Source organism: uncultured Aquincola sp. (genome assembly GCF_964001545.1).
In the GTDB taxonomy this organism is placed as follows: Bacteria; Pseudomonadota; Gammaproteobacteria; order Burkholderiales; family Burkholderiaceae_C; genus Aquincola.
In genome coordinates this window covers 1-8,169 of the sequence record NZ_CAXFDV010000447.1, presented here as the reverse complement: position 1 = coordinate 8,169, position 8,169 = coordinate 1, and the positions used below count along the sequence as shown (strand labels likewise).

The following is an 8,169-nucleotide window of genomic DNA, read 5'->3' as shown; positions in this document are numbered from 1 at the left end:
TCATCACCGGCCGCCGGCAGGCGGAACTGGCCGTGGCCGCCAAGCGCATCGGGCCGGCGGCCACGGCGCTGCGCGCCGATGCCTCTGTGCTGGCCGACCTGGACGCGGTGTACGCAGAGATCGCCCGCCGCGCCGGCCGGCTGGACATCTTGTTTGCCAACGCCGGGGGTGGCGACATGCTGCCGCTGGGCGCCATCACCGAAGAACACTTCGACCGCATCTTTGCCACCAACGTGCGCGGCGTGCTGTTCACGGTGCAGAAAGCGCTGCCCCTGCTCAGCCATGGCGCATCGGTCATCCTCACGTCGTCCACCACGTCCATCCAGGGCACCGCGGGCTTCAGCGTCTACAGCGCCAGCAAGGCGGCGGTGCGCAACTTCGCGCGGTCCTGGGCGCTCGATCTGAAGGACCGCCACATCCGCGTCAACGCGGTGAGCCCCGGCCCCATCCGCACGCCGGGCCTGGGCGATCTGGTGCCCGAAGAAGCCCGGCAGGCGCTGTTCGACCACCTGGCCGCGCAGGTGCCGCTGGGCCGGCTGGGCGAGCCGGAAGAGATCGGCCAGGCCGTGGCCTCCCTGGCTTCGCCGGCGGCGAGCTTCATCAACGGCACCGAGTTGTTCGTTGACGGCGGGATGGCCCAGGTCTGAAGCCGCCTGCTCAGGCGGCCGCCCCGGCCGCAGGCCGTGCATCCATGCGGCGGTGGCTGCGCTCCAGCCGGTCGATGGCCGCCACCGCGTGGGGCTGCTCCACCATGCGCCGCAGCAGCATGGTGGACAAGGTGGCGGCCAGCAACGGGCTGCGCAGGTCGTGGGTCACGGCCGCGACCACCAGCTGGCCCTGCGCCCGGCGGTGCGTGGCCATCAGCGTGGGTGGCCGCGCCGGAGGCCAGGAACACCGCGCTGGTGATGGGCGACGACCACCAGACGAGCGGCCAGGGCGCTTACCGGGGCAGGCCCATGCCATGCGCCAGCACGATGCAGGCGCTGGCCACCACCAGCAGCAGCCCCAGCGTCACGGCCTGCTGCCGCCGGTGCGGAAAGGCCACTGAGCCGCCGGCGCCCAGCAGCACCATTGCGGACGCGCCGAGCCGGCAATGCACGCGCCCGCTACGCGACGTGGGTGCTTCGCCTTCTTCAACATGCGGCGTCGTCCGACGCGCGCACGGCGTCTTGTGCGGCACAGTGGGTGGATCTGCCACGCGCCGGAGCGCCTTCAGTCCATGCAGGAAGTTCGCACGTGGATCCCTTATTGCGGTGAGGCACCGACGCCCGAGTTCTGGCTGAGCCGCTGGAACCTCGACCCGGTGCTGTGGGCCGGCTTGCTGATGGCCGCCGCGCTGTTGTGGCTGCCGGGGCGCCTGCCGGCCTTGTCCGGCGGCCAGCGCCTGTCGCTGCGCTGGGCCTGGGTGTTGGCGGTGCTGCTCTACGTCTCGCCGCTGTGCGCGCTCAGCTCGGCCTTTTTCACCGTGCGCGTGGTGCACCACATGGCGCTGGTGCTGTTGATCGCGCCCTTGCTGGCCCATGGCCTGGCACCCGGGCTGCGCCGCCTGCCGGCGCCGCTGTGGCCTTGCACGGCGCTGGCCGCCGCCGCCTTCTGGACCTGGCATGTGCCCGGGCCTTATGCCGCCGCGCTGTCGTCCGATGCGGTGTATGCACTGATGCAGCTGAGCCTGCTGGCCACGGCCGCCGCGTTCTGGCTGGCCCTGCAGCGCAGCGACGCGCCGCGTGCGCTGGCTGCCATTTTGGTGAGCACGGTGTTGATGGGCCTGCTGGGCGCGCTCATCACCTTCGCGGCGCGGCCGCTGTACGAGCCGCACTTCGCGTCCACGCTCGGCTGGGGCGTGTCGCCGCTGGAAGACCAGCAGCTGGCCGGCATCGTGATGTGGGCGCCGGGCAGCATCGCCTACCTGCTGGCGGCGGTATGGATCGGTTGGCGCTGGCTGCGCGCCGAACGCCACCGCGGCCTGGCGGCCGACGCGGCATGAACCTCGTCTCGCTGATCGAATGGGCCGAGGGCTACAACCGCCGCGGCCTGTATTCGCCCATCGGCGTGGCCTTTCATTGGGTGATGGCCGCGCTGATGGTGTTCCAGCTGGGTTATGGCTGGTACCTGGCCTGGCTGCCCGTGGGCGGCGACAAGCACCTGGGCTACCAGACCCACACCGAGATCGGCCTGGCCATCATGGCGCTGGGCTCGCTGCGCTTTTTCTGGCGCAGCCAGATCAGCGGCCCGAAGAACGTCGAGGAAGACTCCTTCCAGGGCCGCGCCAGCCGGCTGCTGCAGAACTGGTTCTACGTCAGCTTCTTCGCGCTGCCGATCAGCGGCTGGGTGATGTGGTCCACGCTGCCTGGCGACCTGCCGCTGTCCATCGGCGGCGTGCTGCCGTTTCCCAACCTGCCGTTCGACCAGCTGTCCGAAGGGCTGCAGCGGTGGCTGATGCAATGGGCCGCCACGCTGCACCTGTGGATCGTCTGGCTCACCATGCTGGCCATCCCGGGCCATGCGGGTGCGGCGGTGCTGCACTACGTGGTCAAGAAAGACCGCGTGCTGCCTTCGATGCTGGACCTCAACGGGCCTGGGAAGCCGGGCGTGCTGGGATCGCAGACAGATGGAGGCTCAGCTGCCTGACCTCTTGCGCATCCAGCTGCTGCGCCACCTTCAACATCGCCAGGTCGCCGTCGTTGCGCCGCTTGGACTGCTGCCAGTCCTGCAACTGCTGCGTCAGGTACAGGGCAGGTTGCGCCTGCAGCGGCGGCCCGCCGGGCGCGCCTGCACCGTCCACGCCATGGCAGCTCTGGCAGGCGCGGGCATACAGTGCCGCCGTGGCGGAGTCCACCGCTGCGGTGGTGGCCGGCGCCAGGGCGGCGGCCGGCAACGCGGCGTAGTACGCCGACACCTGCACCCGCTCATGGCTGTCCAGGAAGCGGGCCACGTCGCGCATCACCGCATGCGGCCGCAGGCCGGCGGCAAAGTCTTCCATCTGCTTTTGCAGGTAGCCGGCCGGCAGACCGGCCAGGCGCGGCGCATCGAAGCCATTGCCTTCGCCGCGCGCGCCATGGCAGGTGACGCAGGCATAACGTGCGCCGCCTTCGCCGCCGCTCATCGCGATCAGTTCGCCGCCGCGGCCGAAACGGTCGGCGCTGGGCGCCATGCGGTCGGTGCAGCCCCACGCGGGCAGGACGAGTGCCAAGGCCATGGCCAGACGGGCATGGCGGGGGCGGCGAATGGGTGAGGGGGGACTGCTGTTGGACATCGGCTGCGGGCCATCTTCCCCGGCGCGCCAACGCCGGTCAAGCGTGGGGCTGCTGCTGCTGCTGGCCGGCAGCCTGCTGGCCGGCTGCGACGGCCCGCCCGACCGCACGCCCACGGTGGGCGATGCCAGCGTGGCCCGTGGCCGCCAGCTGGTGATGCAGCACGGCTGCACCGCTTGCCATGCCTTCCCCGACGTCCAGTGGCCCCGCGGCGGGCTGGGTCCTTCGCTCGACCGGTTCGGGCGCCAGGGGCTCATCGCCGGGCAGCTGCCCAACCAACCCGGCGTGCTGATGGCCTTCGTGCGCGACGCACCTTCGATGGTGCCCGGCACCGCCATGCCCGCCTTTCCCATGTCCGACCAGGATGCCCGTGATGTCACAGCCTACCTCCTCCAGCTCGGCGCTCGCTGAAGCGCTGCGCGGCTGGCCGCCGCCCGTGCTGGACCCGCAGGGCCCGGTGTCCAGCAGCATCAGCACGCTGGCCTGGGTGCTGCTGGCCCTGGTCACGCTGATCTTCCTGTTCGTGTGCGCGGCGCTGTGGGTGGCGCTCTACGGCAGCGACGAGCTGCGCGCCAGGCTGGGCGGCGAACGGGTGGTCAAGTGGCTGGGGCTGATCATTCCCTCGGGCATCCTGGCGGTGCTGCTGGCCGGCGGCACGCTGCTGGTGGCCAGCGTCACGCGCAGCACCGGCGACGAGCTGCGCATGCGGGTGTCCGGCAACATCTACTGGTGGCGGGTGTCGTACCTGGATGCGCAAGGCCAGGAGTTCATGGCCGATGCCAACGAGCTGCACATCCCGGTCGGCCGGCCGGTGCTCATCGACATGGTGTCCGAAGACGTGATTCACAGCTTCTGGGTGCCGCGGCTGGGCGGCAAGATGGACATGATCCCGGGCCGCACCAACCAGCTGCGGCTGCTGGCCGACCAGCCCGGCAGCTACGGTGGCCAGTGCGCCGAGTTCTGCGGCGGCGCCCATTCGCTGATGGGCTTCGTGGTGGTGGCGCATGCGCCCGACGATTGGGAACGCTGGCTGGCCGCGCGCCGCGCACCGCGCCCCGCGCTGCCGGCCGAAGACACCGAGGTGGCGCGCGGCGCGCGCCTGTTCAACGAGGTGGGCTGCGCCGCCTGCCACCGCGTGGCCGGCACCGAGGCCCAAGGCCTGGCCGGCCCTGACCTGAGCTTCGTAGGCTCGCGCAGTTCACTGGGCGCCGGCATCCTGCCCAACAACCGCGGCACGCTGGTGGGCTGGATCGGCGACAGCCAGTCCATCAAGCCCAACAACCGCATGCCGGCCTACCGCTCGCTGCCCGCGGCCGAGCTGCAGGCGCTGGCGGCCTACATGGAGTCGCTGCGGTGACGCAGGCTGCCTTGCCCGGCGCGGCGGCCGAGCCCGCCGAGACCGCCTTCGACCGGCGCCTCTACGACCGCTTTCCCACCCGTGGCGATCGGCCCGAAGGCGAGCTGGAGCAGCTGGAGGCGGTGTGGGCACCGCCCACCGGCATCCGCAAGCTCACCGACGTCAACAACAACTTCATCGGCTTCATCTTCATCGTCACCGCCTTCGCCTTCTTCCTGGGCGCAGGCGTGCTGGCGCTGGTGATGCGGGTGCAGCTGACGGCGCCGCTGGCCGGCATCGTGCCGCAGGAAACCTACAACCAGCTGTTCACCATGCACGGCTCGGTGATGATGTTCCTGTTCGCGGTGCCCGCGATCGAGGCCATCGCGGTGATGCTGCTGCCTCAGATGCTGGCCGCGCGCGACCTGCCGTTTCCGCGGCTGTCGGCCTACTCGTACTGGACCTATGCCATCGGCGGCACGGTGTTCTTCGGCTCGGTGTTCTTCAGCCTGGCGCCTTCGGACGGCTGGTTCATGTACCCGCCGCTCAGCTCGGGCGTGTACTCCAAGGGCATCAACGCCGACTTCTGGTTGCTGGGCATCGGCTTCATCGAGATCAGCGCCATTGCCGGCGCCATCGAACTGGTGGTGGGCGTGCTGCGCACCCGCGCGCCCGGCATGTCGCTGGCCCGCATGCCGGTGTATGCCTGGGCGGTGCTGATCTTCGGCGTGATGATCCTGCTGGCCTTTCCGTCGATGATCCTGGTCACGTTTCTGCTGGAGCTGGAACGGGCCTTCAATTGGCCGCTGTTCGACCCCACGCGCGGTGGCGATCCGCTGCTGTACCAGCACCTGTTCTGGTTCTTCGGCCACCCCGACGTCTACATCATCTTCATCCCTGCATCCGCCATGGTGTCCACCATGGTGGTCACGGTGGCGCAAAAGCGGCTGGTGGGGCATGAGATCGTGGTGCTGGCGATGATCGCCACCGGCTTCATCAGCTTCGGCGTGTGGGCGCACCACATGTTCACCGTGGGCATGCCGGGGCTGGCGGCGGGCTACTTCTCGGCCGCCTCGATGGCGGTGGCCATACCCGCCGGGGCGCAGGTGTTCGCGTGGATCGCCACCCTGGCTTCGGGCCGGGTGCAGCGCAACGTGCCGGGGCTGTTCCTGGTGGGCGGCGTCCTCATCTTCGTGATGGGCGGGCTCACCGGCGTGATGGTGGGCATGGTGGCCTTCGACGGCCAGGCGCACGACACCTACTTCGTGGTGGCGCATTTCCACTACGTGCTCATCGGCGGCATGCTGTTTCCGCTGTTCGCGGGCTTTTACTACTGGACGCCGATGATCAACGGCCGCCGGCTGTCCGAGCGCGTGGGCCGCTGGGTGTTCTGGCTGATGTTCATCGGCGTGCACGTGTGCTTCCTGCCCATGCACCTGGCCGGGCTGATGGGCATGCCGCGCCGGGTGGACACCTACCTGCCGGGCCGGCTGTGGGAAGTGCCCAACCTCGTCTCCACCGTCGGCGCCTTCGTCATGGCCGCTGGCGCGCTGCTCTTCGTCGTCGATGTGGTGCGCTGCTTCACGCGTGCCGCACGCCCGGGGGAAGAAGAAGCCGGCAACGTGTGGAACGGCGGCACGCTGGAATGGCTGCCGGCGGGCAACTACTCGGTGCGCTCGATCCCCATCGTGCGCGACCTGGAGCCGCTGTGGGCACAGCCGCAGCTGGCGGCCGATGTGGAGGCGGGCCGCTATTTCCTGCCCGGCAGCGTCACCGGCCAGCGCGAGACGCTGGTCACCAGCCCGCTGCAGGCCGAGCCGCAGTACCTGCAGATCATGCCCGGGCCTTCGTGGTGGCCGTTTCTGGCGGCGGTGTTCACCGCGGGCTTCTTCCTGCTGCTCACCGTCAAGGCGCTGGTGCTCACGGCCCTGTGCGGCGTGCTGGCCATCGCGGGGCTGATGCGCTGGCTGTGGGACAACGACCGCCACCTGCCGCAAGCCGAGGTGGACGTGGGCGGCGGCGTGCGCCTGCCCACCTATGCCGCCGGGCCGCAGGCCCACGGCTGGTGGGCCGCGGTGCTGCTGGACGTGGTGCTGGGCACCATCTTCGTGATGGCGATGTTCTCGTACCTGTACCTGTTCAACGCCCACCCCGAGGCCTGGCGCGTGGCCGCGCCGCTGGGGGCGCTGGTGCCGGGCTTGACCTTGCTGGCCGCGGCCGGCGGGCTGGCCTATGCGTCGCGGCCCTTGATGGCCCGCTTCGAGCGCGGTGCCGGCTACAGCGCCGCGGCCATGGGCCTGAGCGCGCTGTGCCTGGCCGGGGCACTGGGCGTGGACCTGTGGCACTGGTGGCAGGCCGGCCTGCGGGGCGATGCCAGCGGCCAGGGCGCCACGGTGTTCGCGATGATGGCCTGGCACGGCGCCGTCGTGGTGGCGGTGCTGCTGTCGGCGCTGTTCTACGTGGCCCGCTGGCTCCGTGGGCTGGCGCCGCGGCCGGCCAACAAGACGCTGGAGGCGCTGCGCATCTTCTTCCTGTTCGCCGCGATGGAAGGCACCGCCGGGCTGCTGCTGCCGCGGCTGGTGCCCTGGGGGGGTGCATGAGCCGTACCGCACGCGCGACGGTGCGCAGCTTGATGCTCACCGCCTTCAGCATCTGGTTCGTGCACTTCCTGCTGTGCTGGGCGGCGGTGGAGATCTGGCCGGGCCAGCCGCTGGCCAACCAGCTGGCCTGGGGCTTCACCGTGCTCGCGCTGGCGGCCATGGGCTGGCACTTCAGCCGCGTGCAAAGGCTGTCGGGTCAGGGCGGCCTGGTCGGCTTCGGCCGCCGCTTCGCGCAGGGCGCGGTGGCCATCGCCACCGTCGCGCTGCTGTTCACCGCAGTGCCGGCGCTGGTGTTCCTGCCTTAGCTCACTGCGTGTCCAGCCCCTCGTGGCGCAGCGCCAGCTGCACCGCGGGGCGCTGCTCCAGCCGCTGGCGGTAGGCCTGCAGCGCCGGCGGCACGGTGGCGCCCTTGCTGTCGGCCCAGCGCAGCATCACGTACAGGTAGGCGTCGGCCACCGTCATCTCGTCGCCCATCAGGTAGTCGCCCTTCATCTGGCCGGCCAGGTACTGCAGGCGCTGCGAAGCCTTTTCCAGTGCGGCCGTCTTCTCGGCGTCGCTGGTCGGGAAGAAGGTGCGGCCGAACTGCTTGTGCACTTCGGTGGAGATGAAGGCCAGCATTTCCAGCAACCGCGTGCGACCCATCTCGCCACCCGGCAGCTGCTGGCCGCTGCGCTGGGCGATCCAGTCCAGCAGCGCGACGTTTTCGGTCAGCGTGCTGCCATCGTCCAGCACCAGCGTGGGCACATAACCCTTGGGATTGATGGTGCTGAAGTCCTGGCCCTCTTCGGTGCGTTTGGCACGCAGGTCGACGGTGACGCGGTCGAAGTCGATGCCGGCTTCATGCAAGGCGATGTGCGATGCCAGGCTGCAGGCACCAGGGGCAAGGTAAAGCTTCATGGGGTGTCTCCTTGGGGGGTGGCGCATGTTCGCGCCACAACGGCCTTGGAGCAATCGGCATGCGCACGCACGGGCGCGGCCCGCC

General features: G+C 70.2%; 11 protein-coding genes. 7 read left to right on the top strand and 4 right to left on the bottom strand.

Annotated elements, in window-relative coordinates; genetic code table 11:
- Nucleotides 1–647, top strand: a 647-nt coding sequence (locus ABNT58_RS15310) for an SDR family oxidoreductase (protein WP_348754324.1), incomplete at its 5' end; no start/stop codon positions are given.
- A gap of 10 nt (nt 648–657) precedes the next feature.
- Here ABNT58_RS15310 and ABNT58_RS15305 read toward each other — a convergent pair.
- Nucleotides 658–861: a hypothetical protein gene (locus ABNT58_RS15305; RefSeq protein ID WP_348754323.1), complete on the bottom strand. Its 204-nt coding sequence runs from the start codon at nt 859–861 to the stop codon at nt 658–660.
- A 79-nt stretch (nt 862–940) separates the two neighbouring features.
- Nucleotides 941–1,072: a hypothetical protein gene (locus ABNT58_RS15300; RefSeq protein WP_348754322.1), complete on the bottom strand. Its 132-nt coding sequence runs from the start codon at nt 1,070–1,072 to the stop codon at nt 941–943.
- 147 nt (nt 1,073–1,219) lie between these two features.
- On the opposite strand from ABNT58_RS15300, the gene ABNT58_RS15295 reads away from it, so the two are divergent.
- Nucleotides 1,220–1,984, top strand: coding sequence for a cytochrome c oxidase assembly protein (locus tag ABNT58_RS15295; RefSeq protein ID WP_348754321.1), 765 nt, complete (start codon nt 1,220–1,222; stop codon nt 1,982–1,984).
- On the top strand, nt 1,981–2,628 hold the full coding sequence (locus tag ABNT58_RS15290) for a cytochrome b/b6 domain-containing protein (RefSeq protein WP_348754320.1): 648 nt from the start codon (nt 1,981–1,983) through the stop codon (nt 2,626–2,628). Before ABNT58_RS15295 ends, ABNT58_RS15290 begins: the two co-directional genes overlap by 4 nt.
- On the opposite strand, the gene ABNT58_RS15285 is transcribed toward ABNT58_RS15290, so the two are convergent.
- Nucleotides 2,567–3,190, bottom strand: coding sequence for a c-type cytochrome (locus ABNT58_RS15285; protein WP_348754319.1), 624 nt, complete (start codon nt 3,188–3,190; stop codon nt 2,567–2,569). The genes ABNT58_RS15290 and ABNT58_RS15285 overlap by 62 nt on opposite strands.
- Before the next feature lie 106 nt (nt 3,191–3,296).
- Between ABNT58_RS15285 and ABNT58_RS15280 the strand changes: the two genes are divergently transcribed.
- Genes ABNT58_RS15280 through ABNT58_RS15265 form a run of 4 tightly spaced genes read left to right on the top strand, consistent with a single transcriptional unit; the run spans nt 3,297 to nt 7,492 of the window.
- Entirely contained in the window at nt 3,297–3,662 is a 366-nt protein-coding gene (locus tag ABNT58_RS15280; RefSeq protein WP_348754318.1) for a c-type cytochrome, read from the top strand.
- Complete coding sequence (gene coxB, locus ABNT58_RS15275) at nt 3,625–4,608, top strand: cytochrome c oxidase subunit II (protein WP_348754317.1); 984 nt, start codon at nt 3,625–3,627, stop codon at nt 4,606–4,608. Before ABNT58_RS15280 ends, coxB begins: the two co-directional genes overlap by 38 nt.
- Nucleotides 4,605–7,187, top strand: a complete 2,583-nt coding sequence (locus ABNT58_RS15270) for a cbb3-type cytochrome c oxidase subunit I (RefSeq protein WP_348754316.1) — start codon at nt 4,605–4,607, stop codon at nt 7,185–7,187. Before coxB ends, ABNT58_RS15270 begins: the two co-directional genes overlap by 4 nt.
- On the top strand, nt 7,184–7,492 hold the full coding sequence (locus tag ABNT58_RS15265; RefSeq protein WP_348754315.1) for a hypothetical protein: 309 nt from the start codon (nt 7,184–7,186) through the stop codon (nt 7,490–7,492). The genes ABNT58_RS15270 and ABNT58_RS15265 overlap by 4 nt, the downstream gene beginning before the upstream one ends.
- 1 nt (nt 7,493) lies before the next feature.
- Here the strand turns inward: ABNT58_RS15265 and ABNT58_RS15260 are convergent, their stop codons facing one another.
- A complete protein-coding gene (locus tag ABNT58_RS15260) occupies nt 7,494–8,084 on the bottom strand; it encodes a glutathione binding-like protein (protein ID WP_348754314.1) in 591 nt (196 codons plus the stop codon).
- Nucleotides 8,085–8,169 lie beyond the last annotated feature (85 nt).